21 protein-coding genes and 1 riboswitch are annotated in these 23190 nt (G+C 43.7%); of the genes, 7 read left to right on the forward strand and 14 right to left on the reverse strand.

Features of this window, described 5'->3' with window-relative positions; all coding sequences use genetic code 11:
- Positions 1-23: 23 nt before the first annotated feature.
- Together nusA and ACRZ9O_RS04665 are read right to left on the reverse strand one after the other, a co-directional pair.
- Positions 24-1271, reverse strand: a complete 1248-nt coding sequence (gene nusA / locus ACRZ9O_RS04660; RefSeq protein ID WP_459456827.1) for a transcription termination factor NusA — start codon at positions 1269-1271, stop codon at positions 24-26.
- 17 nt (positions 1272-1288) lie between these two features.
- Positions 1289-1768: a ribosome maturation factor RimP gene (locus tag ACRZ9O_RS04665; RefSeq protein WP_459456829.1), complete on the reverse strand. Its 480-nt coding sequence runs from the start codon at positions 1766-1768 to the stop codon at positions 1289-1291.
- A 174-nt stretch (positions 1769-1942) separates the two neighbouring features.
- Between ACRZ9O_RS04665 and ACRZ9O_RS04670 the strand changes: the two genes are divergently transcribed.
- A complete protein-coding gene (locus ACRZ9O_RS04670) occupies positions 1943-2458 on the forward strand; it encodes a DUF4833 domain-containing protein (RefSeq protein ID WP_459456831.1) in 516 nt (171 codons plus the stop codon).
- Positions 2459-2547: 89 nt separating this feature from the next.
- Here the strand turns inward: ACRZ9O_RS04670 and ACRZ9O_RS04675 are convergent, their stop codons facing one another.
- On the reverse strand, positions 2548-4656 hold the full coding sequence (locus ACRZ9O_RS04675; protein WP_459456833.1) for a TonB-dependent receptor plug domain-containing protein: 2109 nt from the start codon (positions 4654-4656) through the stop codon (positions 2548-2550).
- Positions 4657-4732: 76 nt separating this feature from the next.
- A riboswitch (cobalamin riboswitch) is annotated at positions 4733-4925 on the reverse strand.
- Positions 4926-5005: 80 nt separating this feature from the next.
- Here ACRZ9O_RS04675 and ACRZ9O_RS04680 point away from each other — a divergent pair.
- The 3 genes from ACRZ9O_RS04680 to ACRZ9O_RS04690 are packed head-to-tail and all read left to right on the forward strand — an operon-like array spanning position 5006 to position 6893.
- A complete protein-coding gene (locus ACRZ9O_RS04680) occupies positions 5006-5575 on the forward strand; it encodes a DNA-3-methyladenine glycosylase I (protein WP_459456835.1) in 570 nt (189 codons plus the stop codon).
- Complete coding sequence (locus ACRZ9O_RS04685; RefSeq protein WP_459456837.1) at positions 5576-6349, forward strand: polyprenol monophosphomannose synthase; 774 nt, start codon at positions 5576-5578, stop codon at positions 6347-6349.
- Position 6350: 1 nt separating this feature from the next.
- The gene (locus ACRZ9O_RS04690) at positions 6351-6893 is read left to right on the forward strand and encodes a CopD family protein (protein ID WP_459456839.1); all 543 of its coding nucleotides are present in this window, start codon (positions 6351-6353) and stop codon (positions 6891-6893) included.
- Here the strand turns inward: ACRZ9O_RS04690 and smpB are convergent, their stop codons facing one another.
- From smpB to ACRZ9O_RS04710, 4 genes are all read right to left on the reverse strand, one after another.
- Complete coding sequence (gene smpB, locus ACRZ9O_RS04695; protein WP_395616945.1) at positions 6894-7355, reverse strand: SsrA-binding protein SmpB; 462 nt, start codon at positions 7353-7355, stop codon at positions 6894-6896.
- Positions 7356-7413: 58 nt separating this feature from the next.
- A complete protein-coding gene (locus tag ACRZ9O_RS04700) occupies positions 7414-8010 on the reverse strand; it encodes an OmpH/Skp family outer membrane protein (protein ID WP_459456841.1) in 597 nt (198 codons plus the stop codon).
- Between the two features lie 66 nt (positions 8011-8076).
- The gene (locus tag ACRZ9O_RS04705) at positions 8077-8421 is read right to left on the reverse strand and encodes a hypothetical protein (protein ID WP_459456843.1); all 345 of its coding nucleotides are present in this window, start codon (positions 8419-8421) and stop codon (positions 8077-8079) included.
- Between the two features lie 3 nt (positions 8422-8424).
- The gene (locus ACRZ9O_RS04710) at positions 8425-10860 is read right to left on the reverse strand and encodes a penicillin acylase family protein (protein WP_459456845.1); all 2436 of its coding nucleotides are present in this window, start codon (positions 10858-10860) and stop codon (positions 8425-8427) included.
- Positions 10861-10970: 110 nt separating this feature from the next.
- On the opposite strand from ACRZ9O_RS04710, the gene ACRZ9O_RS04715 reads away from it, so the two are divergent.
- Positions 10971-11906, forward strand: a complete 936-nt coding sequence (locus tag ACRZ9O_RS04715; protein WP_459456847.1) for a N(4)-(beta-N-acetylglucosaminyl)-L-asparaginase — start codon at positions 10971-10973, stop codon at positions 11904-11906.
- 5 nt (positions 11907-11911) lie between these two features.
- Positions 11912-13714, forward strand: a complete 1803-nt coding sequence (locus ACRZ9O_RS04720; RefSeq protein WP_459456849.1) for a glycosyltransferase — start codon at positions 11912-11914, stop codon at positions 13712-13714.
- Here the strand turns inward: ACRZ9O_RS04720 and ACRZ9O_RS04725 are convergent, their stop codons facing one another.
- The 3 genes from ACRZ9O_RS04725 to xylA are packed head-to-tail and all read right to left on the reverse strand — an operon-like array spanning position 13715 to position 18219.
- Positions 13715-14374 carry a DNA alkylation repair protein gene (locus ACRZ9O_RS04725; protein ID WP_459456851.1) on the reverse strand — a complete coding sequence of 220 codons (660 nt, stop codon included), beginning with the start codon at positions 14372-14374 and terminating at the stop codon, positions 13715-13717. It abuts the gene before it with no gap.
- Positions 14371-16872 (reverse strand): glycosyl hydrolase, encoded by a 2502-nt coding sequence (locus tag ACRZ9O_RS04730; RefSeq protein WP_459456853.1) that lies wholly within the window; start codon positions 16870-16872, stop codon positions 14371-14373. Before ACRZ9O_RS04730 ends, ACRZ9O_RS04725 begins: the two co-directional genes overlap by 4 nt.
- Before the next feature lie 18 nt (positions 16873-16890).
- Positions 16891-18219 (reverse strand): xylose isomerase, encoded by a 1329-nt coding sequence (xylA, locus tag ACRZ9O_RS04735; protein WP_459456855.1) that lies wholly within the window; start codon positions 18217-18219, stop codon positions 16891-16893.
- Between the two features lie 137 nt (positions 18220-18356).
- Between xylA and ACRZ9O_RS04740 the strand changes: the two genes are divergently transcribed.
- A complete protein-coding gene (locus ACRZ9O_RS04740; protein WP_459456857.1) occupies positions 18357-20702 on the forward strand; it encodes a M1 family metallopeptidase in 2346 nt (781 codons plus the stop codon).
- A 31-nt stretch (positions 20703-20733) separates the two neighbouring features.
- Here the strand turns inward: ACRZ9O_RS04740 and ACRZ9O_RS04745 are convergent, their stop codons facing one another.
- Genes ACRZ9O_RS04745 through ACRZ9O_RS04760 form a run of 4 tightly spaced genes read right to left on the reverse strand, consistent with a single transcriptional unit; the run spans position 20734 to position 23190 of the window.
- A complete protein-coding gene (locus ACRZ9O_RS04745) occupies positions 20734-21222 on the reverse strand; it encodes a hypothetical protein (RefSeq protein ID WP_459456859.1) in 489 nt (162 codons plus the stop codon).
- 35 nt (positions 21223-21257) lie between these two features.
- Entirely contained in the window at positions 21258-21650 is a 393-nt protein-coding gene (locus ACRZ9O_RS04750) for an ion channel (protein WP_459456861.1), read from the reverse strand.
- A 6-nt stretch (positions 21651-21656) separates the two neighbouring features.
- Positions 21657-22370 (reverse strand): sulfite exporter TauE/SafE family protein, encoded by a 714-nt coding sequence (locus ACRZ9O_RS04755; RefSeq protein ID WP_459456863.1) that lies wholly within the window; start codon positions 22368-22370, stop codon positions 21657-21659.
- 1 nt (position 22371) lies between these two features.
- Positions 22372-23190: a phytoene/squalene synthase family protein gene (locus tag ACRZ9O_RS04760; protein WP_459456865.1), complete on the reverse strand. Its 819-nt coding sequence runs from the start codon at positions 23188-23190 to the stop codon at positions 22372-22374.

The raw sequence follows: 23190 nt of genomic DNA on the forward strand, positions 1-23190 counted from the left end.
TAAATTCTTTTTATTTTAATAAACTACTCAAACTCAGAACGCAATACCGCTAGGATCTCATCGATCGTACCTTCTTCTAATTCCGTTCTACGCTCTAACTCTTCTTTAGATAAGGCCAAAACTTGTTTCGCTGTATCTAAACCTATTTTGTGAAGCTCCTCTAAAATCCAAGCCTCAATTTCGTTAGAGAATTCTGTCAATTCCACATCCTCATCATCTAGCTCATCCTTAGGTACATCACGGAACACATCGATTTCGTAACCTACTAATTTACCGGCTAATTTGATGTTTTGACCTCCACGACCAATCGCCATAGAAACCTGATCTGAATTTAAATAAACCGAAATACGACGACGCTCTTTGTCAATCGCCATTGAGTTTAATTTCGCTGGGCTTAACGTACGCGCCACTAATAATTCTAAATTATCAGTGAAGTTAATCACGTCAATATTTTCGTTTTGTAATTCACGAACGATACCGTGAATACGAGAACCTTTCATTCCTACGCAAGCTCCTACTGGATCGATGCGGTCATCAAATGACTCTACCGCCACTTTCGCACGCTCACCTGGTTCACGAACAATCTTACGAATGGTAATCGTACCATCGTAGATCTCAGGAATTTCTTGTTCGAATAAACGCTCTAAGAATACCGGAGAAACACGAGATAAAATGATACGTGGTGTACCATTTGCCATTTCCACTTTGTGAATGATGGCCTTAATAGTCTCCCCTTTCTTGAAACGATCTTTAGAAATCATTTCCGTCTTAGGCAACACTAATTCATTGTCTTCGCTATCTAATAAGATTAATTCGCGACCTAAGATTTGGTATACCTCTGAAGTCACTAATTCACCTACTAAGTCTTTGTATTTTTCGTACAAACCTTCTTTTTCAATATCCTTGATCTTTTGGATCAATGTTTGACGAGCGGTTTGAACAACACGACGACCGAAATCCTCTAATTTCACTAGCTCAGCTACCTCTTCACCGATTTCGAAATCGGGCTCGATTAACTTCGCTTCGCTCAAAGGTATTTTGTCAAAATCCCAGATATCTTCTGAGTTATCGTCTACGATCTCGCGGCTACGCCACATCTCTAAGTCGCCGCTTTCGGCATTGATAATGACATTAAAATTTTCGTCTGCCCCGAATTTCTTGCGAATCATCGTACGAAAAACCTCTTCCAAAACCGCGATCATCGTCGGTTTGTCAATGTTTTTCTCCCGAGCAAAGTCTGAAAATGACGAAATTAATTCAACACTGTTCATTGCTATCTCTTCTTTGTTTATTGAAATGACACTTGTACTTTTATTTTATCTACCTCTGCTAACGGAAACCAAGTGGCCTCTTTCGCAACGATTTTTCTATGCTTGACGGTCTTCTCTGTTAAGATTTCCACCGCTTCGTCTGTATTAGAAACCAACGTCCCTTCTACATTTTCTGCCTCTTTATTTTTCATCCAAACCTTCACCTTGCGGCCTATGTTCTTCTGAAATTGCCAGCCTTGGCTTAATGGAAAGTCCAAACCCGGCGAAGACACTTCTAAATTATAGGCTTCTTCGATCAGCACGCCCTCTTCAATGAAATGAGCTAATTTACGGCTCATTAAAGCGCATTGATCGATTGTCACCCCTTCAATGGTATCAACTAAAATGGTTATTAAAGTTCTTTTCGTCCCTTGAGACACCGAAAAATCCACTAATAACAAGGGGCCTTCGCCGATGTAATCCAGTGTCCAATCTTTCAGTTTACTCGTTAAATCCATCTTCCTTTAGGGTATGAAAACAAAAAGAGGGATCAAAACCCCTCTTCTTTTCCTTAAATTCTCCACAAAGATACGCATAATTTTAGAAAATCAAAGTATTTGATGCATTATAGCGTCTTTAACCCAAAACAGATTGCGATTTTTTTCGTTATTTGCGTTTCAAATTATCCCCAAATGAAATTAGCGTCCCTCCTTCTTTTCATCACTTTTTATGGCCTAGGCGGTGACCGCTTCCCCGTTCCTCCGGATTCTCCTAATCGATTGTTCTTCATTCAACGAAGTACAAATGCAAATGTGGTGGTCTATGATGCGAACCTATTGGCAGGAAAGTTGAATGCAAAAGATCCGGTGCATACGTATTGGTATCGTTTTGGGGAGAGAGGCCAAAAAGAGGAACTAACCACTATTCAGCGCACATTAGCCTACGGATTATATACCACAGCTGTCTCTGGAGCACCTAATTCCTACGAAGGTCATTTCTTAGCCTACAGAAAACGCAAGTTTATGGTCAAGCAAGACGCGGCTGGGAATCCCATCGCTTTGTTTCCCATCAATGGAAAAATGCAAATATTAAAGCGCGTATTCGTCAGTGTAGACGATTCAAAGTTTATGACTTCGGTAAACTATATTGAGCTTTTTGGCAAAGATCCAGTGTCGGGGAAGGATGTGTATGAGAAATTTAAGCCATAAAGTAGAGTAGAGATAAGAGAGTATAGAGTAGAGATAAAAATCTCAAAATCTTATCTCTACTCTATAATCTCTACTCTATAATCTCTACTCTACAAATTTCCCAGTAGGGAAATTTGTAAGTTCCTCGGTTGCCCACTATACCCCGTAATCTCCATGATTTCTTGATTCAGCGCATTTTTTAACACAGCTGAAACCTTCCATTTCGAATTGATTTGGTAATGAACCGAAATGTCAGTCCATACATACGCTGACATGGGATTCGGTTGAACGGAATAGGTGGACTCGTCGTAGAAGTAGTCCGTTCTTTGGCCTACAAATTGATTCGTTAATCCTGCAGACCATTTCTTCGAAATCTTTGCTTGCATGTTTAGATTCCAAGCGTTCGAAGGGCGGCGAATCAAAGAAGAATAGGTGGAATCGCGATCGATCATCTCTCCCTTCAAATAGGTATAGTTGAAATCCGCTTGGAATTTTGCAGATTGAAACCCGATTTCAAACTCAATTCCTTGCGTTTTCTGCTGAGACACATTTTGGTATTTACCATAAGGTTCCACATCCATCGACTGAAAAACAATACCCTGATTGACTTGATTTTCAAAGGCTACGGCGCGAATCTTCCACGCTTTCAACTTCTTTTCAACCCCAAATTCGATCGTTTTTCCCTGCTCAGGTTGCAAATCTAGATTACCATAGGGAGAGGCTAATTGATAGATTGAAGGCGTTTTGAAACTGGTATAATAATTGCCAAAGAATTTCGCTGTCTGTGAAATAGCCCAATACGGATTCAGATTATAGGTAAAATAGTTTCCAAAAGATGACTGCGCATTCCATCGCGCCCCCACCTCGTAACCGAATTTACCCCAGCTCTGCTGAAAAGTAGCGTATGTTCCCATAATCTGCTGGGTCTTTTGCTTCTCCGTTAAATCAGGCGACGCATAAGGGCCATAGTCGCTTATCGAAAAATCGCTTTGTTCCGTTTTTTGGCGTCTATATTCAGAACCTACTAATAAAGTGGCATTTTCTTTTACTGGAATCTTCAAAAAAGCTTCCAATCCTTGATTTAAACCTGCATAACTCGAAAGACTAAATTTAGAATAAGCATTCGCGGCTACGTCGGTTGAATCGTTGCGAAACTCCCGGTGAATCAGGTCTTGAAAGGCACGAACTGTGAATTTATTTACCTGGTATTGCGCTCTGAACGAATGACTTACGGCCTCCGATGTATAATCTCGGTCATCGACAAAGGGACCATTATCTAAATTCCCACGATACAGTTGTGACGCATGAGAGAAATCTAAATTGCCAAATTTACCCATATCACGACCCCATTTCAATCCCCAACTTTGCTGCTTAAATCCATCGTCTTCCGCTTTTCCCTGGGCGATTTTAGCCGAAGAAAAACCATCTGTCGCATAATTTTGGGCCTGTAATTGGATCTGGTTTTTTCCCAGTGTTGTCGACCAAGAAATTTGTTCTTGATGTGTCCCTAATCCACCACCTTGAAGTACGACATTTATTCCTTTTGCGTTTTTCTTCGTCACTAAATTGATGACCGCAGCCATCGCATCAGAACCATACAGCGTAGATTGGCCTCCTTTAAGGATTTCAATGCGTTCGATGTTTGCCAAAGAAATCAAGTTCCAATCCATCACCGATGAAATATGCGACGGATCATTCAAAGGAAAACCATCCATTAATAAGAGCACATGACCTGTATTCGCACCCCTCACATAAATCTCCTGATTCGTCCCCGGCGCGCTGCGCGCGCCTACTACTGCGACACCTACACTTTGCTGGAGTAATTCACCTAGACTTTTCCCCTGATTGGCCTGGATCATTTCGGCCGAAATGACCGAAACCACTTTCCCCGAGCGAGCCAGTTTTTCTGGGTACTTGGGCGCGGAGATAGTGACGTCCGCGAGCGTGGAATCTCTTTTTAGAGTAGAGAGAGGAGAGTATAGAGTAGAGATGGTAGATTGTAGAGAGGAGATTTTTCCCTGCCCACTGCCCACTGTCCACTGTCCACTGCTAAATAGTGAATGGTAAATGGTGGATGAACCCTCCGGACTCATTCCCTCCGGACTACGGACTAAGGACGACTGTCCACTGTCCAAGGACGACAGTCCACTGTCCACTGTCCACTGTCCACTGCTCACTGCCGCAAAGCAGCTTACCGCAACTAATACTACGTTTAACATGTTTTTTTGCCCTTTCAGGCCTGTGAAATAAAAAGGTAATCGAACGCTCGACCTCGGATCATCCTCCGTAAAACAAGGTCAAGAATAGTAAAAGGCAGGTCTCCTGACTCATTTCCCTTGCTTTTCGGCCTTCCCAGCGACGCCAGTGACCCTAGATTGAAAAGCTTTTTGAAAATTTACAGTTGCGGGGACAGTTTCGGATTTACACCAAATTCCCTATTAATCAACGCCGTTCGAAGCGGCGCAGAACCTTTCGCTACTACAAAGTTAGTTCAATTTCTATTTTATCAATTTGTTGGGCCAAAGATTCGAAATATATTCTCCTATTTTGTAAAAAGAAACCCGAATTATGGACACAAAAATACGCTGCCGCTGGTGTGGTTCAGACGAATTATACCAAACCTACCACGACCTAGAATGGGGTAATCCGGAACACCGCGATGACGCGCTTTTTGAGCTCCTCATCCTTGAAGGCTTTCAAGCTGGCCTCTCGTGGATCACCATTTTGAAGCGACGCGAAGCCTTCAGAGAAGCCTTCGCGCAATTCGACTACCACTCCCTTGCAACCTGGTCGAATGAAGAACTCGAAGCACAAATGCAAAACGAGCTAATCATTAGAAACCGCCTAAAAATCAGCGCCGTTCGAACGAATGCGCAGGCTTTTATTAAAATTCAGGAAAAATTTGGTAGCTTTAACCAATATATTTGGGAGTTTGTGGGCCATACGCCTATCCTAAACCACTTTGCCCATCACGGAGAATTACCCGCTAGCACAGAAATTTCTGTCCTTTTGAGCAAATCTCTTAAGAAGAATGGATTCCGATTTGTCGGCCCTACCATTTGTTATGCGTTGATGCAGGCGGCTGGATTAGTGAACGATCACACGATCGACTGCTTTCGCCATCCTAACAATAGCTAAATGAACAAACGGATAGTCATTATCCCCACCTACAACGAGATTGAAAACATCGAAGCTATCCTTTTGAAGGTCTTGAGCTTAGATCCTGTTTTTGATGTCTTAATCGTGGATGATGGTTCTCCTGACGGAACAGCGCAGGAAGTAAAACGCCTTCAAATAGCAAATCAAGGACGCATTCACCTACTAGAGCGAAAAGGTAAATTAGGCTTAGGCACCGCCTATATCGAGGGCTTTAAAATCGCCCTATCTAAAGGCTATGACTTCATCTTTGAGATGGATGCGGACTTCTCTCATAACCCGGATGATTTAATTCACCTGTTCAAAGCCTGCGCGACACCCGCAGAGTTAAAAGAGGAAAACTTGCCGGAAGAAGAAGCAGGAAACGGAGACATGTCTATCGGATCTCGCTATATCAAAGGTGTAAATGTGGTCAATTGGCCCATGAGTCGTGTATTGATGTCCTATTTCGCTGGCTTTTATGTTCGTTTCATAACTGGAATGAAAGTACAAGATGCTACGGCAGGATTCGTTTGCTACCGCAGAAATACCTTAGCCACCTTACCTTTGGACCAAATCAAATTCATCGGTTATGCCTTTCAAGTGGAGATGAAATTCACTACCTGGAAATATGGCTTCAAACTCGTAGAAGTACCTATCATCTTTACGGATCGGACCAAAGGAACGAGTAAGATGTCTGCCAATATCTTTAAAGAAGCGATTTTTGGGGTGATCCAGATGAAAGTCAATAGTTTGTTCAAGCGTTACCAAGCCTAATATGAGCTACACGGTCTTAAAATCCATCCATATCATATTCGTTGTTAGCTGGTTTGCTGGCTTATTCTACCTTCCCCGATTGTTAGTCTACCACGCTGAGGCACAAGAGAAGGATGAACCAGAAAAAGGTATTCTAACGAAGCAATTCGAGAAGATGGAAAAGATCCTATTAAATGCGATTATGATTCCGGCGATGTTATTGACCTGGATCACGGGTTTATCCTTGATTTATGTGGCCTGGATGAGTAGCTTTGGATCTCAAGGCTGGTTGCATTTGAAATTAGGATTCGTGGTAGCCATTACGGTTTACCATTTTGTTTGCCGGTATTTAATTCTTCAATTCAGACAGGGAAATTTTGTGCTGTCGGGAACCCAATTGAGACTGTATAATGAAATTGCGACGATTCTATTAGTCGCGGTTGTTTTCTTAGTGGTGGCTAAAAATACCCTAGACTGGATGTATGGTTTGGGTGGATTTGTGATCTTCGCCATCGTGATTATGGCAGCAGTAACGATCGTTAAGAAAATCAGGAATAAGGCCTAATTAAGACAAGGAGCGATCCATATCGCGCTTCACATCTTTCTCCTTAATATCATCTCGTTTATCGAAAGTCTTCTTCCCTTTAGAAAGGGCGATATTTAATTTCGCATAGCCTTTGTCAGAAATAAAAAGACGGGTAGGAATAATCGTCAAACCTACGTTCTTTAACTCCTTCTGTAATTTACCTAGCTCGCGTTTGGATAATAATAATTTACGGTCGCGCAGTGGCTCATGGTTATAATGAGTTCCTTCGTCGTAGGCCGAGATGTGCATATTGCGAACGAATAGTTCGTCTTGAAAGAATACGCAATAGGCGTCCGTTAAATTAGCCTTCCCTTGGCGAATGGATTTGATTTCCGTACCCATTAAAACCAAGCCAGCCGTGAAGGTATCGATGAATGCATATTCAAAGGATGCCCTACGGTTCTTGATTTCAACAGTCTTTTGGATTTTCTCTTTTGCCATTGGAATAAAAAAAAGCCACACAGCGAAACGCTGCGTGGCCAAATGTAGCTAAAAGCTACTATTTATCTTCTTTTTTGTCGCCTTTCGTTGCGGCGTACTCTTTGTTCAAGCCATCGATGATTTTGGTAGTCACATCTACAGAAGGATCAGCAAATAAAATTCCGCCACCTACTTTAGAGTAACCTAAAACGAACTCATATTTATTAGTCTTGTTTGTTTTAGTGATATAATCACGAATGTTGTTATACAACTCTTCGTTTTTCTTTGCTTGCTCTTGACCTAACTCAGCCTGCTTTTGTTGAGAATATTGTTGCAATTCAGCACCTTTCTTTTTCAATGTCATATCCGCTGCTTGTAATTCAGCTTGAGTCATAGCAGATGCGCGTTGTTGAATAGCTTGCAGTTCACCTTGAAGAGCTTGCTCTTTTTGGCCTAAATCAACTTGCAAACGGTATCCTTTGTTCTCAAACTCTTTTTGAGCGTCTTTGTAAAATTGATAATTCGTCAACAACGAATCAGAGTTTACAAATACGATACGTCTACCATCAGCAGCCGAAGCCCCTAATCCTGTAGATGCAGAGTTTGAATTTTGATAAAATAAGAAAGCAATTGCGATGGTTAAAACGCCCAACCAAGCGTAAGGTAAATTTTTCACGTGTATTATTTTTATAAATTGGATTGTCGGCAAATATACAAGGTCTGTATCGTTTGTCCTAAAAAATTATTTATTCTGTCTTAATCTGGCTCCGGCCCAAGTCCAAATACCACTAAACAAGCCCCCCAGTACACCAGTGAGCATAAATAAAGCAAATACATTTCCTTTCAAAGGGAAAACCTGAGCCATTCGGCCGGGCAAGGTACTTGGATGCTGCATATCAAGCAAAAACGCCGATATCACCCAAAGTAAAAAGCCGGCGACAAATCCGGTCAAAAAACTCGACTTTAACGGCATATTCAATACAAAGGCCACTAGCCCAAAAGCCACACCCATGGCATACCAAGGAAGGTAAATACCCACCAAAGCGCCTATAACGATTAAAATGATACTATAGATTAATTTGCTCATAGCTTATTTCGATAAAGTGATTTTCTTACGTAAACGATTCGATTTTTGATCCGGTGATTCTAGGTACAAGAGTGGTTTTAGCTCTCCTTTGGCCCAGGTATCAATTAAATCATCGTAATGACTACTACCCGGATTACCCGACTGACCTCCCGGATAAACGCCATATGCTTTTGGCTTGCCCTCTTTCGAAAGTTCCACCACTAGACGCCATGAAGGCCCCGTCTTCGTTGTAGTTGCATTGACAATGGTTCCTCCCCCACCAATCGGGATATTTAGGCGAGATAAGGCATCCATTCCAGGGATCAAGTGACGAACTCCGGTTTGCTTGTGTTTGTACCATGCCCACTCAGGACCCTGCGGACCGTGTTGTTTCACCAAGGTATCCACATTCACTTGCAATGACTTCATAACGATATCAGACATCGACTCCTTAGCCGGCGTCTTCGTATCATCCCACCAGCGGGCTGCAGGTTCCGATTTAATCAATTGAATGGTGCGATCCATGGATGGACGACTCATAGGAGCCTTTTCATCCGTTGAGAATTCATCATCCCAAAGGCAGTTCTGCAAAGTCATTACCCAGTTTTCAAAAATAGTGGCTCCCACGGACTCAGGGCTATTCACTAGATTCCAAGATTTCAAGGCAGCTAATGCTTTCGATTGAACCGCAGTAGGTGATTTCACTTGAGCGAAAAGCAGAGGCAGTAATTCGCGGGCACGGATGTTGAAGTTGTCGTTTTGGAGACCTCGTAAGGAATCCATCGTGATTTTTTCCATCACCGCCAGACGCTCATTGATGCGACGACCACGCTCAGACGGCGCATATTGCCAACCTAAATAATACGGATAAGAGGGGTCCGTTGAGAATTGATTCGCTGAACTCACGAATCCACGTTCCGGATTCTTCACATGCGGATTATGGGCCTGCGGGATAAATCCTTGCCAATCAGCCGCCGCGTTAGTCCCGTCTAATAAATACTTTCCTTGCAATTTCGATTTCAATGGAAACTTACCATTCACCCATAAAGCGATATCGCCTTCATTACTAGCAAAAACGAAGTTTTGAGCTGGCGCTGAGTAGAATGTCAAGGCCTTTTTGTAGTCCTCGTAATTTTTCGCGCGGTTAAGCTGGTAGAAAGTCGTTAATTCTTGTGACTTCTCGTGTGCGATCCAACGCAAAGCGTGGCCTACCGGAATATTTGAACGGAATGGTTTTTCGTGTGATAAATAGACTACCGGACCGTGGTGTGTGAAGAAGATGGTATCGACCATATCTTTCTTGCCTTTGATCTTAAAGGTTTCGATGCGCATGGTCGTTTTCTTCCATTTGCCATCGTGCCAATATTCCTGTTTCGAGGCGTCTTTGAATTTCACTTGGTACCAGTCCAAAACGTCAGAACCCACGTTCGTTACACCCCAAGCCACATTTTTATTGAATCCAATGATGACGTTAGGCGTTCCTGGCATGGTCGAACCATACACATTTACGCCTGGAGCGACTAATTGCATTTGGTACCAAATCGAAGGCAATGACAAGGTCAAGTGCGGGTCATTCGCTAAAATAGGTAAACCCGAAACCGTTTTGTTTCCGGAAACCGCCCAGTTATTTGAACCGATATTCGGATCTTTTTCTGGGGTAGTCATCGAGCTGCCTAAACCTGTAAAGTTAGCCGGTGCAGCTGGAATAGGCACAGGTTTGAAATCAACAGGAGAGCCTACCGGAATGATGGGGCTTTCTTGGAAAGGATAGTTTGGAAATAAGTCTTCTGCTACCTCGCGGCCATATTTGCGCAAGATGTTTGTCATCTTCAAATCGTCCGTTCCTGAAGCTAATACGAAGGACATATTCTTCAAGAACAAGGCGCTCTTGATAGGCGTCCAAGGTTCTGGACGGTAGTTTAATAGTTTGTATTCTAAAGGTAACTGACGTTCTGACAAAGATCCGATGTAGGCATTTACCCCAGCTGAATAGGCTTCTAGCGCCATTTTTGCAGCAGGATCTTGTTTCATTCCTTCGAAGGATTTTTCCGCACCATAAACGGAACCCATTCTGCGTTGGAATTGATCAGATGCCATTCCTTTTTCACCGACGATCTCGGAAATGCGACCTCCAGCGAAATGTGTTTGGAACTCCATTTGCCATAAACGGTCTTTGGCCGTCAAATAACCTTGTGCCAAATAAAGGTCATGATCATCCTGTGCAAAAACGTGTGGCACCCCCATTTCGTCATACACGACTTGAACGGGTTGATGTAGGCCATCAATTTGCAAGGTCTCTTCTGTAGGCTCCCCTGATTCTGGACTTTCGGCGTTCATCCAAAAGCCATGGAAAGGACTAAATATTTTACCGATAGGAGGAATAGTTCCCCAGCTTTGATTCATCGCATAGGTTAAAAACAGGGCGATTACCAAGGGAAAAGCAGATTTAATAATTTTCATTGATGAAATAGAGGGAGATTAATGAAATATGCGAAGATTTTTTTCTATTTTAGAAAGACAATTTTACAAAATAGTTCCATTAAGCCCAAATAAATTATCTTTAAAGCTATATGAAAAGACGCACCTTCCTTCAAACCTCCACCCTTTTAGGCGCTAGCTTAGGAGCCACTGCCCAGGCAAAAACTACTGAGCCACTGATTATTGCCACTTGGAAAAACGAAAAAGCGACCATCGCAGGTTGGAATAAATTGATGGAAACAGGCAAAGCGCTCGATGGCGTCGAAGCCGGTGCACGCATTCCTGAGGCAGATCCAAACGACACTTCAGTGGGTTATGGAGGTTATCCAGACCGCGATGGCCATGTTACCTTAGATGCCTGCATCATGGACCATTTAGGCAATGCCGGATCAGTTACCTTTCTTGAGGGCATCATGCACCCCATTTCAGTCGCGAGAGCCGTGATGGAGAAAACACCACATGTGATGCTATCTGGCGCAGGCGCTTTAAAATTCGCTAAAGACCAAGGATTTAAAGTGGAGAATCTATTAACGGAGACCTCAAAAAAAGCCTGGGAAGAGTGGAAGAAAGAATCCAAATACGAGCCTGTTATTAATATTGAAAGACACGATACCATTGGTTTATTAGGCATTGGAAAAGCGGGCGAAATCGCCGGTGCTTGCACCACGAGTGGCTTGGCTTTCAAAATGCATGGTCGTGTAGGCGACTCCCCTATTATTGGTGGAGCCGTTTTTTGTGATGATGAGGTAGGTGGAGCTTGTGCAACAGGATTAGGGGAATTCGTGATGAAGACCTTGGGCTCTTTCTTAATTGTCGAATTAATGAGACAGGGCATGTCCCCTCAAAAAGCCTGTGAAGAAGCCGTGATGCGCATCGTTAAACGCTATAAATACAAGGAATTCCAAATCGGGTATTTGGCCCTCAATAAAAAAGGAGAATATGGCGCATACGCCATCCAAAAAGGATTTAATTACACCATTACTAAAAACGGGAAAACGCAAGTCATTGAAAGCGCGTCCTACATGTAATTTTTATGGCAGCAGAGAAGAAAAAATATTTGTTTGAAATTGCATGGGAAACCTGTAATCAGGTGGGTGGAATTTACACGGTAATTAGGACCAAAGTACCATCTATGGTCGAAAAATGGGGCGACGATTATGCCTTATTAGGTCCCTATTTCCCCCAAACGGCTTCCGCAGAATTTGAACCTATGCCAGTCACGGATGAAACGCCACTGGGTCGTGCGATTATCAGCTTGCGCCAGAAAGGTTTAGGTATTCATTATGGTTATTGGTTGATCACCGGAAAACCAAAAATCGTACTTTTTGAACTGGAAACCTTGTTACCAGAAGTCAATGCGATCAAAGGACGTATTTGGGATAACCACAAGATTTCGACCTTAGGAGTAGAGGATTTAGTGGACCAAACGATTGTTTTTGGGGAGATGATTCGCCTCCTATTAACCGAGGTGGCTGAAGAAAATAAAAATAAAACGCAACTAGTGGCGCATTTCCACGAGTGGATGGCGTCTACTGGCTTGCCGGATTTGAAGAAAGACAAGGTTAAAATCTCGACCGTGTTCACCACGCACGCGACGATGCTAGGCCGCTATTTAGCCGGCAATGTGCCTAATTTCTATGACGTCATCGAGAACTTCGACTGGCACAAAGAGGCGAAGCATTATGGTATCGAGGCACAGGCGTGTTTCGAGCGCGCCGCGGCCCAAAAAGCAGATGTGCTAACCACCGTCAGCGATATTACCGCCAAAGAATGCCAGTATTTCTTAGGCCGCATTCCAGAATTAATTTTGCCAAACGGCTTAAATATCCAGCGTTTTGCCGCCTTGCACGAACACCAAAACTTGCACTCAAAATACAAAGAGAGCATCTCGAACTTCGTGATGGGACACTTCTTCCAAAGCCAACCCTTTGACCTAGACCAAACCTTATACCTATTTACCTCCGGACGTTTCGAGTATTCGAATAAGGGATACGATATTACCTTGGATGCCTTGGCGATTTTGAATCGCAAGATGAAAGAGGCAGGTTCGAAGAAAACAGTCGTGATGTTCTTTGTGACAAAACAACCGTATCATTCGATCGACCCTGAAGTATTGCATTCCCGCGCGGTTTTGGATGAAATCAGAGAGAACTGCCACGCGATTGAGAAGCAGGTGGGCGAACATTTATTCAAGGCCTCCGCATCATCCAGCGATCTGCAGTTGCCTGATTTAAATGCCTTCGTGGATGAGTATTGGCGGATGCGTTTGCGCAGAACGGTGCAAACCTGGAAGACGAAGGCACGTCCTAAAGTCGTGACGCACCTATTAAAGCAAGAAGACGATATCATTCGGAATTTACACCGGACGAATCTATTGAATAACCCTGATGATAAGGTCAAAGTGGTCTACCACCCGGACTTCATCGTATCTACGAATCCGCTTTTCGGTTTAGATTATGGCCAATTCGTGCGCGGTTGCCATTTGGGCGTTTTCCCAAGCTATTATGAGCCTTGGGGTTATACTCCACTCGAATGTATGGCGCGCGGGGTACCTACGGTGACGTCGGATCTTTCGGGTTTTGGCGATTATATGATGCAGATTATGCGCGATTACGAACAATGGGGCGTGAGCGTAGTGAATCGCAAGACGCAATCGTACCAAGAAGCGGCGGAGCAATTAGCGAATCTGTTGTTCAAATTCGTACAGCAATCCCAGCGTGATCGAATCACCCAGCGTAACCGCGTGGAAAGCATTGCGGACACGTTCGATTGGTCGAACCTGCGCTCGTATTATGACACGGCGCACGAACTGGCGATCATTAAAAAGAAGAGATAGTTACAAATGCTTCAAGGCCTCGCGTTTACTCAGCGGGGCCAACGCATTATTCTCGACAAAATCCAACACCCATTCCGCATCCGTTCGCGCATATTGTCTTAGCGCCCAACCGATCGCTTTTTGGATGAAAAATTCCTTGGAAGAACTCAGTGCTTGAATGGTTTTCGCCAGCAAAACAGTATCCGTTTTGTCTTTATACCCTAGAGAAAAAACTAAGCATACGCGCTGCAACCAGAAGTTCCCAGAATTCATCCACCTGTTTATCCAAAGGTCTCTTTCGGCAGGGAATTGCAGGAAATAAGGGCCTAAAATTTGTGGCGCTAAAAAGTCCACCACATCCCACCAAGACTCCTCGCCTACCCATTCTTCGAACAAAGAAGGTAATCGAGAGTCCCATGATTTTTTGGCCTTTTTCACATACTCCATGGCGACATATTGAAACTCGCGTTCCGGCATCGCAAATAGTTCTTTGGATATTTCAAACCAATCTTCAGAAGATCCGTATTGCTTGTACAAGGCCTTAAAAACCTCGTGACGCTCTGGTTTTTTCACCCCCAGAAAAGGGTATTTTTCCCGCATGTATTTGCGCATCCAAAAGGCATTATCAGCATCCCCAAGATCGCGTAAGGCTTCTGTTATCGCTTTAACAAAGGGATTCATCGATTCGTAAAATAAAGTTTGCCTTTCATTCCCCCCTCCTCGATTGCCCATTTAGAGGCATCAAAAGGCTTATAGCGAATATCCACAAAATTGATCTCATAGAAATTCTTCCAAATCATTCCCTTTTGATCCATCTTCCGAATACGGTTCGCTGAATTCGAAACCACTTCTATCTCCACTTGATTTTGCTCCTGCAAAATTCCGACTGGAATGGCGAGTTGGAAAGGAAGTGACCAGATCATCCCGATGTCTTTCCCATTGATTCGAACCTTCGCCATATCGCTCAATTCTGCTAGATGAAGTACTTTCGCGTTAGCGATTTGATCGGGTGACAATTTTAAGTCGAACGTATACCTGGCAGATGGGGTGGCAGCCAACGATGTATCTAGCGAGGTATAATAGTTGAAATCTGGCAATGCTATCGTTTTAGAATCTATCTGAACGCGCAGATTGGTAGGTTCGATTTCTGTTTTAACTTTAAGAGCTGGTGGCACCACTAAAGAAGGAATTTTAGCCACAGGCTGAATAATCACACTTTGACCCGGTGCTAAGGATAGCCAGACATCTGATCCTTTTTTACTATAGGTTTTCGAATCCGTTAGTGGATCCCAAATCTCTACATTACCTGAAAGCTTCTTCAAGGAAATTTTTCCTTCGGTGAAACGAGAATGTAGATTGGTTATAAAATAGGCGGCGCCATTCGGAGTCTTCTTTCGAATAAAAGATAATCCTTTAGTAGCGATTGGCTCGGTAGAAACTCCTAAACGAGTAAGCTGATCTGCTGGGTCTGAAAGTACGCGCATTAATAAGGCGCTGCGGGCAGACTCCCAACGTTCTTTGGCCTCTTTCGTCTGATGAAACGTATTCAAATGGAGTGGCAAATGTTCCAAGAAATAAACTGGATAACCTTGTTTTACCCATTTCGCCAGACGCTCTAAGGTCTCCACCGAAATATAATGTGCCGCCGGAATTAACAAGACTTTGTAATTACCACCTGAGCGCGTTTTAAAGGTTTTACCAGGCGTCAATTCCAAATCAGACATTAATTCATCCGAGATATAATCCACCGAGAATCCCTTGTCTTGTAATAACCCCGCCCACTGCCCAAAAGAGGTATTCTTCAACCATTCCCGGCTATTCGCGTGCAATTCCAGCGTATGTAATTTACCTGATCCGTTGTTTGCATGCCAAACATCCTCCATCGGGAAATACAGTAAGGCATCGCTATCCGTCGGATTTGCCTGCAGCATCGTCTGCACATTTTCAATGTATTTATTCAATGCGGGCATCGCCTCCCAAAAATGACTTTGGGGATTAAAGTTCGTACTCGCATAAAATAACCACCCCGGCCAAGCAACCTCAGGTGGAGAATAGGTTGCGCCATGGAAAAAGACATGATTCACACCTCCCACAAAAACCTGGTCTAACACCGGCTTCACTTGAGCGATCGAAACTTTGAAGTGATTGCCTAGCCAAGTCGCCGTTTCCGCCGAAACCAATTTCTTCCCTGTCAAATTCGCTGCCGAGCTCGCCAGCTTCAACGCACGAATATCTGGAATCCCAAATGTGGTGGAATCATATTCCGGATCCACGCGGTAGCCTGGGATATCGAAAGGTTTCGAACCAAAAAACTCCGCCTCCGGAATATCTGCCGCTGAATAAATATCTAACAAATTACCGGGCGAACCATGTGCTTGATTTCGAGAGGTAAAGCCCATGGAATTAATCCAATGATCGAAAGGCAAGACAAAATTGCGCTGCAACAAGGTCGACATCGTCCGGTGGTAATCCGCAAAAATCTGATTTTCTTCTTCTGACTCCGCCTTCTTCTTAGCTAACACATCGAAGTGTTTGCGCAGATCATAACCGTTTAATCGCTGAAAAGCGGGAAATAAATCCGGCGTATAATTCGATCCATAGGCCTCGTAAGAGTCATTATAGATGGCTCTCAAAGGGGAATGAGACTTCTTTAAAAGGGGAACAAAGGTGTGGCTGTATTTGGCAAAGGCCTTCATATCGAAGTGATCGAGGACGAGTCCCTCTCCGCCGGGAGCGGCGCGTTTGACTTTTTGGCCGGTTAAACCTGTCGTAAATACGCCATCCACGAATTGGTATTTTTTTGCTGCCTCTTTCTCTGTGATCGTAGGTCCGCCCAAAGGCCAACCCGTCCCCATCGTCATATCGATTCCTAGTCCTAAACGCTTCGCCTCTTTCAAAGTAAAGAAGAATTTCGCTTGCCAGCCTGAACTTAAATAATTTTGAAATAAGGCTTCTGAGCCCTTAGCCCCGTAGATGGGAATGATGTGGAGACCGCCAAAACCAGCTTTCTTAAAATTCTCCAGATTATGCGTGATTCCTTTCTCGGTCACCGCACTCCCTGGCCACCACCAATAAGCCCAGGGCTTAGCGGTAGAAAAAACAGCAGGATCATCGGATGACCCTGCTGTCGCTATAAATCTAGAGGTAAATAACAGAAGGAGTAAAAAACATCTTTTCATTCCCCGAATTACGTATTTTTAAACAAAACGGCCTAACAAATTCTCTAAGTATTCTTGCTTGCCAGAGATCTGTGCAGGCTCGCCTACCTCGATTGCGATTTTGTATAAATCTTCTAATTTCAATTTACCCGCCGCATAATCCGCTCCTTTACCCGAGATAAAACTCGCATAACGCTCCGCTTTCAAGCGATCCATCTCGCCATGTTTCGCGATTTTCTCAGCGATCAATAAAGAACGAGCAATCGTATCCATACCACCGATGTGCGCATAGAATAAATCAGCCATATCGGTTGAATTACGACGACGTTTCGCGTCAAAGTTAATTCCACCACCCGCTAATCCACCTTGCTTCAAGATGATTGACATCGCCTCCGCCCATTCGTAAATGTCCGTCGGGAATTGATCCGTATCCCAGCCGTTTTGCGTATCTCCGCGGTTCGCATCGATAGACGCTAACATACCAGCGTCTGAAGCCACTTGGCATTCGTGTGCAAAGGTGTGTCCAGCTAAAGTAGCGTGGTTTACTTCTAGGTTTAGGCCAAATTCCGATAATAAATCGAACTCGCGTAAGAAACCAATCACCGTTGCCGCATCGTAATCGTATTGGTGTTTCGTAGGCTCACAAGGCTTAGGTTCGATGAAAAATTTACCTTTGAAACCATTGCGGCGTGCATATTCTACACAAGTATGCAACATGCGAGCGAAATTTTCGCGCTCTAATTTCATGTTCGTATTCAATAAGCTCATGTAGCCTTCGCGACCTCCCCAGAACACATAGCCTTCTCCTCCTAAGGTGATGGTTGCATCGATTGCACCTTTTAATTGAGCACCTGCGTGAGCCACTACTTCAAAATTCGGGTTCGTAGATGCGCCGTTCATGTAACGCTCATTTGAGAACAAGTTCGCCGTTCCCCACAAAAGTTTTACACCGCTTTCTGCTTGTTTTTTGGCAAAAATATCCGTGATGAATTTCACGCGATCACCAAATTCCTTCGGATCATTATGCCCGTCAATCGCATCCACATCGTGGAAACAATAGTAAGGAGCACCCATCTTCGTGATGAATTCAAAAGCAGCATCGGCTTTATCGGCCGCACGCTGACGCGCATCACTCGCCACATCCCAAGGATAATGGTGCGTACCAGGTCCAAAAGGATCTGCTCCATTGCCACAGAAAGAATGCCAATAGGCAATGGCAAAACGAAGATGCTCCTTCATGCTCTTACCAGCAACGATGCGATTCTCGTCATAATAACGGAAAGCTAAAGGGTTATCTGACTCTGCACCTTCAAACTTGATTTGACCAATGCCTTTGAAATATTCTTTTTGACCAATGATTACGCTCATAAGATAGACTGCTTTATTTTTTGAATGTTCCAAAACTACATAATCATCCTATTATTTACAAATATAATTTAGCACAGATTAGCACAGCTGTTTTTTTCCTAAAAAATCACTATTTTGCAAAAAATAACCTTTTCAACATGCTTAAAAAACTACTCCATTTAGTAGCGCTAACAGTTCTTCTGTTACCCGCGAAAGCACAAACTTCGTATAACGCAAATAACCGATTCGAGCAATTGGAATCGACTTTGCCCACGCCCAATTCCTACAGAACCGCGAGTGGTTCTCCAGGCAAGGACTACTGGCAACAACGCGCAGATTATGATATCAAAGTCGAATTAGACGACATCAACCGTAAGATCATCGGATCAGAGACGATTACCTATTACAATAATTCTCCGGATGATTTGCCTTACTTATGGATTCAATTAGACCAAAATCTATTTGAGAAAAATGCACCAGGTAAAACAACCAAGACGGGGGAAATCAAGAATGGCATCAGTGCAGGTGCTTTCCAAGAATTAACAGATCCGAAAGATTACGGCTATAAAATCACTGCCGTGAAAGATGCAAAAGGTAACCCATTACGTCACACGATCAACCAAACAATGATGCGTATTGACTTACCTACTCCTTTGAAATCGGGTGCGTCCTTGAGCTTTGGCATCGATTGGAATTATTTGATCACGGCTTATTATGGCCGTTCTGGCTATGAAGTATTAGGCAAAGAAAACATTGCCAATTATTTCATCGCACACTGGTTCCCACGCTTAGCTGTTTACAATGACGTGTATGGCTGGCAGCATAAGCAATTTATGGGCCAAGGGGAATTCACGTTGAATTTTGGGAATTACAAAGTAGCGATCACAGCGCCTAATGACATTGTCGTAGGGGCCGGTGGTGAACTATTAAACCCGAACCAAGTATTGACAGCTACTCAATTGAAGCGTTGGGAGCAAGCAAAAACGGCGACTCGCCCGGTGGAAATCGTAACCCAAGACGAAGCGATCAAAGCTGAGAAAAGCGTTCCTACTGGAAAGAAAACATGGGTTTACAAGGCTGATAACGTACGTGACTTTGCTTTCACGGCATCGCGTAAATTCATTTGGGATGCCATGCAAGTCGATGTAGAAGGCAAAAAAGTATGGGCAATGTCGTACTATTCGAAGGAAGGTAATCCACTTTGGGGTAAATATTCGACCATGGTCGTGGCACACACCCTTCGATCGTATTCGAAGAGAACCATCGCTTACCCGTATCCAGTGGCCATTTCTTGTCACTCTACAGCAGGTGGTGGAATGGAATATCCAATGATTTCCTTTAATGGCGGTCGTCCAGAACCAGATGGCACCTACACCGAGAATGTGAAAAACGGAATGATTGGGGTAATTATCCACGAGGTAGGACATAACTTCTTCCCTATGATTGTGAACTCAGACGAGCGTCAATGGTCTTGGATGGATGAGGGTTTAAATACCTTCTGCCAATACTTAGCCGAGCAAGAATGGGATCGCAACTTTCCAGCACGTCGCGGAGAGGCACAAAGCATTGTTCCCTACATGCGTTTAGATTCGAAGAACCAAGTGCCTATCATGGCGAACTCGGAGAATATCATGGATTTTGGAAATAATGCTTATGCCAAACCAGCTGCGGCGTTGAACATCCTTCGTGAAACGATCATGGGACGCGAATTATTCGATTATGCCTTTAAAGAATATGCACGCCGTTGGGCATTCAAGCAACCTTATCCAGCTGACTTCTTCCGTACCTTAGAAGATGCGTCAGGCGTGGATTTAGATTGGTTCTGGAGAGGTTGGTTCTATGGAACGGAGCCGGTGAATCAGTCGATTGAGACGGTGGAATGGTTCGGTATAGATACCCAAGATCCAGCGATCAAAAAGGCAGGAGATAAGGCGGTAGCAGAGGCGAAAGGCAAAACAATGTCATCTATTCGCAATAAAACAGATATCAAGCGTACGGTAGTGGAGGAAAATCCAGATATGACGGACTTCTACAATACCTACGATCGTTTCGCTCCTACGGAAGCAGACAAGAAGAAATACCAAGACTATATGGCGTCCTTGAATGAGGACGAGAAAAAATTAGTTACAGAGGGAAAAAACTTCTACGTGGTTAACTTCAAGAACAAAGGTGGTTTACCCATGCCAGTGATTGTTCGATTGAGCTACGAAGATGGCACAGATGAAGTGTTACGCTTCCCGGCGGAGGTTTGGCGCTTGAACGATGTGACGGCGAAGAAAATCATTCCTACTTCGAAGAAAGTAGTGAAATGGACATTAGATCCATTCTACGAAATCGCAGACATCGATACAGAGGACAACGCATTCCCTCGTGAACCGGCTCAACCTACCAAGGTGCAGTTATTCAAGATGCAGGGCAGAACGTATAGCGGAGGGGCTAACCCGATGCAAGAAGCCAAGAACGCAAAAGAGAAAGCTGGAGCGGTTACTGGATCGAAAAATTAAATTGAAAAGCCCCGAGTGATCGGGGCTTTTTTTATTCTTGATCGATCAAGTTTAATTTAGCAAGATCTAGTTCAGTCCGCTGGTTTCGGCTGAAATACATGGGTAAAAATCTAAAGCCAAACTTAAAGTCTTTGATCGCATAGGACACTCGGGCCACAACGACGCTAGAATAGACTTCATCAAATCCTGTCAGATAAGCAGAAATTTCGGGTTGGAGGTTCACTATTTCTTTTTGGGACAATCCATAAAAAGGGGAATCCTCATCAATCGGATGAACTACCGTCCAGTTTAACACCAAACTGTCCACGTGACTCCGCTCTAATTTCAAATTAAAGAATTGATAACCCTGGTTCTTCGTCACAATTCGAGCATTCAATTTCACTTCCGCATTCGTTAGCAAGTGGTCATCCTTGTAGCAAACCAAGCGAAACATAAAGGCCTTACCCTGTCGGTAATTTGCAAAAACCATACTTTCTGAAAACCGAATAAAGGACCTGGGGCGAGAAAACCGACCATACAATAGACCCGCAGCGATGGCAAAAGAAAGAAATCCGATTATAATGATTCAATTGCCGCAATCCAGTTCGTTAACTCTCCTACCGGATTCACTCGGCCATATCCCACCGTCGTAAAGGTCTGTGTAGAAAAAAAGAACAATTCCTTAATTCTTCCCCAAAACTTAACCTTCTCCACCCCTTCTAGACCCGAAGGTCCAGCGAGCCAATATAAGGCCGTAAAAAAGCAGTTGATTAAGAAATAGAAGATAAAAATTATGGCTAAGAATCGCCAACGCGGCATCGTCAACATACTCTGGTACCCACTAGCACGATCTCGTACACTGATTCCTATTCGTTTGATATTAAAAGTTCCGTCCTTGTTGACCATTCGGCCACCCATATCCGAGGTTTTATCCCCAAAGCCCGTATCCTGATTTACGTTTTCTATCATACTCTTTTAAACAAACCACAATTTTAACGATGCAATAACAAGTACTAAAGCCAAAATCCATTTCACCTTTGCATTCGAAGCAATGGATGCTCCCCAACGTGCTCCTAAAAAACCTCCAACTAAGGACGCCGCTAACCAATACATCATTTGAGATTGATCAATCGGAATCCAGGTTTTCAACCCGGCTAAACCAGAAACGGAATTCACAAAAATAAACAGGGCTGAAACGGCTGCCGCTTCTTTTAACGAAGCCCAACGGAAAAGCAATAAAAGTGGACTCAGTATGATTCCTCCCCCGATGCCGATCATTCCGGATAGTATACCAATCGCTGCCCCGGCTAAAACCCCCATTCCTAGATTTAGCTTACGCGGTTCCGACTCTTTTAAGGTAAGCAACATTCTAATAACTGCTAAAAAAAGGCATGCCCCTAAAATCTGCTTATACGTGGAATCTGCTAAAGGAATACTGGCGCCTAGATAAGCTGCCGGAATAGAACCGAGCGCGAAGGGCCAAAACAACGTCCACTTAAAATAGCCTTGTCTGTAGAAGGCGATAAAGGACATGAGCGAAACTCCGAGGTTCAGCAATAAAGCCGTTTGCTTCATGACAGGAGGTGCAATAGCAAAAAGTGCCATCACAGCCAGGTAGCCGCTGGCGCCACCGTGTCCTACGGAGGCGTATAGAAAAGCCATAATGGCTAGCAAGGCAACTAATTCCACGTTACTTACGTAAGGCTAATTGGAAATAAATAAACATCTTCTCCCAGTCAGCCACTCGAATTCGCTCTTCTTTAATTCGCGATGCAGGCAAGGATTTAATTTTTTCAAAAAGTCGTATATAATATTCATAGGCTAACAAGCAGCCTTTGCGTGCGACGGCAGGCAAACGGTGAATTCCGCGCAATCCAGCATCAAAATCTAATTGAATATCCGCTTCAATTTCTTTTTTCTCGGCATCCGTAAATGTCGTAAAATCGACACCTGGGAAATAAACGCGACCGCGTTCATCATAATCGGAGCGAATGTCGCGGAGGAAGTTGATTTTTTGGAAGGCTGAACCTAAGGCGCAGGCGTCATCCCTCAAAGAGGCATATTCGGCTGGATTTCCATCACAGAAAACGCGCAAGCACATCAAACCCACCACTTCGGCTGATCCATAAATGTATTGCTTATATTCGGCTGGACTGTAATCCCTTTTAGTCAAATCTAACTCCATGGAATACAGAAATGCATCAATTAACTCCCGTTCAATTCCGAATTTATTCACCGCCCATTGAAAGGAATGAAGAATGGGATTTAAGCTAATTTTTTCTTCCATCGCACGGTAGGTATCCTCGCGAAAGCGCTGTAATAAAGCTGCCTTGTCTTGATCGTGAAAGGTATCCACAATCTCATCAGCTAAACGAACAAAACCATAAACGGCATAAATGGCATCATGCACTTTTTCATCAAGAGTTCTAATCCCTAATGAAAAAGACGTCGAATAGGCCTTCGTCAACAACTTACTCGAGGCAAGAGAAACTTGTAAATATAAATCCAT

The organism is Aquirufa sp. HETE-40SA (genome assembly GCF_054558635.1).

Excerpts from the sequence above, each read along its gene's own strand:
- ACRZ9O_RS04730 (WP_459456853.1), bottom strand. The coding sequence starts at position 16,872 with ATGAAAAGATGTTTTTTACTCCTTCTGTTATTTACCTCTAGATTTATA.
- ACRZ9O_RS04740 (WP_459456857.1), top strand. The coding sequence starts at position 18,357 with ATGCTTAAAAAACTACTCCATTTAGTAGCGCTAACAGTTCTTCTGTTA.
- ACRZ9O_RS04725 (WP_459456851.1), bottom strand. The coding sequence starts at position 14,374 with ATGAATCCCTTTGTTAAAGCGATAACAGAAGCCTTACGCGATCTTGGG.
- ACRZ9O_RS04710 (WP_459456845.1), bottom strand. The coding sequence starts at position 10,860 with ATGAAAATTATTAAATCTGCTTTTCCCTTGGTAATCGCCCTGTTTTTA.
- ACRZ9O_RS04680 (WP_459456835.1), top strand. The coding sequence starts at position 5,006 with ATGGACACAAAAATACGCTGCCGCTGGTGTGGTTCAGACGAATTATAC.
- nusA (WP_459456827.1), bottom strand. The coding sequence starts at position 1,271 with ATGAACAGTGTTGAATTAATTTCGTCATTTTCAGACTTTGCTCGGGAG.
- ACRZ9O_RS04675 (WP_459456833.1), bottom strand. The coding sequence starts at position 4,656 with ATGTTAAACGTAGTATTAGTTGCGGTAAGCTGCTTTGCGGCAGTGAGC.
- ACRZ9O_RS04685 (WP_459456837.1), top strand. The coding sequence starts at position 5,576 with ATGAACAAACGGATAGTCATTATCCCCACCTACAACGAGATTGAAAAC.
- ACRZ9O_RS04690 (WP_459456839.1), top strand. The coding sequence starts at position 6,351 with ATGAGCTACACGGTCTTAAAATCCATCCATATCATATTCGTTGTTAGC.
- smpB (WP_395616945.1), bottom strand. The coding sequence starts at position 7,355 with ATGGCAAAAGAGAAAATCCAAAAGACTGTTGAAATCAAGAACCGTAGG.
- ACRZ9O_RS04670 (WP_459456831.1), top strand. The coding sequence starts at position 1,943 with ATGAAATTAGCGTCCCTCCTTCTTTTCATCACTTTTTATGGCCTAGGC.
- ACRZ9O_RS04665 (WP_459456829.1), bottom strand. The coding sequence starts at position 1,768 with ATGGATTTAACGAGTAAACTGAAAGATTGGACACTGGATTACATCGGC.
- ACRZ9O_RS04720 (WP_459456849.1), top strand. The coding sequence starts at position 11,912 with ATGGCAGCAGAGAAGAAAAAATATTTGTTTGAAATTGCATGGGAAACC.
- xylA (WP_459456855.1), bottom strand. The coding sequence starts at position 18,219 with ATGAGCGTAATCATTGGTCAAAAAGAATATTTCAAAGGCATTGGTCAA.
- ACRZ9O_RS04760 (WP_459456865.1), bottom strand. The coding sequence starts at position 23,190 with ATGGATTTATATTTACAAGTTTCTCTTGCCTCGAGTAAGTTGTTGACG.
- ACRZ9O_RS04750 (WP_459456861.1), bottom strand. The coding sequence starts at position 21,650 with ATGATAGAAAACGTAAATCAGGATACGGGCTTTGGGGATAAAACCTCG.
- ACRZ9O_RS04715 (WP_459456847.1), top strand. The coding sequence starts at position 10,971 with ATGAAAAGACGCACCTTCCTTCAAACCTCCACCCTTTTAGGCGCTAGC.
- ACRZ9O_RS04705 (WP_459456843.1), bottom strand. The coding sequence starts at position 8,421 with ATGAGCAAATTAATCTATAGTATCATTTTAATCGTTATAGGCGCTTTG.